This window comes from Mycobacterium sp. TH-M106, assembly GCF_057473765.1.
In genome coordinates this window covers 1-1,061 of sequence record NZ_JBYCLE010000176.1, presented here as the reverse complement: position 1 = coordinate 1,061, position 1,061 = coordinate 1, and the positions used below count along the sequence as shown (strand labels likewise).

The following is a 1,061-nucleotide window of genomic DNA, read 5'->3' as shown; positions in this document are numbered from 1 at the left end:
TGCCTGCGTTCTTCAGCAGCACGGACGATGCGGACGAGGTGCGAACGGGGCTCTACGGTGTGCTCGGCCGCTGTGACAAGGACCGTCCGGATCTGCTTTTCCGGATGTCCTGCGGTGGCCACTTCCGGCCGCTCGCTCCCGAGGTCCTCTTCGACGGCGACCTCACCTCGCTCGTGCGGACGCCTGCGTCGCCAAGCCAAGCCACGGAGGTGGCCCTATGAAACAACCCGTGCGCGTGCAAAATCCAAACCGCATCCCGCAACTGACGCTCCTTGGCGTCGGAGGAACGGGCGGCTATGTCTTGCAACAACTCGCGCGTCTGTTGTATGGCCTACGTGAGCAAGGGGCGTCCATCCCGGACGTCCTGCTCGTCGACGGCGATACGGTGGAAGAGAAGAATCTCTTGCGCCAGTACTTCTTGCCGCAAGACGTGGGCAAGCACAAGGCCACTGTGCTGGCTGAGCGGTATGCCCGAGCCTACGGCTTACCCATTGCCGCGTATCCGCACTATTTGACCAACGAAACCCCCGTCTCGGAGGTGGGCTTGTTCGAACCGGAGAGCGTCGTCGTCGCGTGCGTCGACAACGGCAGTACCCGGCGCATCTTGCACGAGCAGCTGATGCGTCAATCCGACGTCGTCTACATCGACAGCGGGAACAGTGCGGTCGCGATGCCGGAGCATCCGGAGCACCTTGACCGATACCAACTGGCGCACCTTAAAAACAGCGGCTGGGAAGGCCAAGTCGTCGTCGGCGTGCGCGCACATGGGCAGACCGTGTTGCCGTTCCCTGGCGAAGTCTTCCCCGACCTCATCGAGGAAGACCAGCTGCCGACCGAAGTCCGCTGCGGCGAGATCTCGGTATCCAACCCACAGCGCCTGATGACCAACCTCATGGCAGCCACCACCGTCATGATGCTGCTGCACACGCTCCTGGTGGATGGCACGATTCTGCATCACCGCACATTCTTTGAAGCGAGGCGCGGTTGGATGCGTAGCGACGCGGCCGTCGATGCGTTGCTCGAGGTGTCGGTGTGATGGGGATGGTCGAAGTTGACGCAAT

The 1,061-nt window shown here is 62.4% G+C and carries 2 protein-coding genes; both read left to right on the top strand.

Features of this window, described 5'->3' with window-relative positions; all coding sequences use genetic code 11:
* Positions 1-221: hypothetical protein (locus tag AC2VOP_RS06155; RefSeq protein WP_486960130.1), on the top strand; the 221-nt coding region annotated here is incomplete at its 5' end.
* A complete protein-coding gene (locus AC2VOP_RS06150; RefSeq protein ID WP_486960129.1) occupies positions 218-1,036 on the top strand; it encodes a ThiF family adenylyltransferase in 819 nt (272 codons plus the stop codon). The genes AC2VOP_RS06155 and AC2VOP_RS06150, both read left to right, overlap by 4 nt.
* Positions 1,037-1,061: the final 25 nt, after the last annotated feature.

Coding starts and splice junctions, on each gene's coding strand:
- AC2VOP_RS06150 (WP_486960129.1), top strand. CDS start 218: ATGAAACAACCCGTGCGCGTGCAAAATCCAAACCGCATCCCGCAACTG.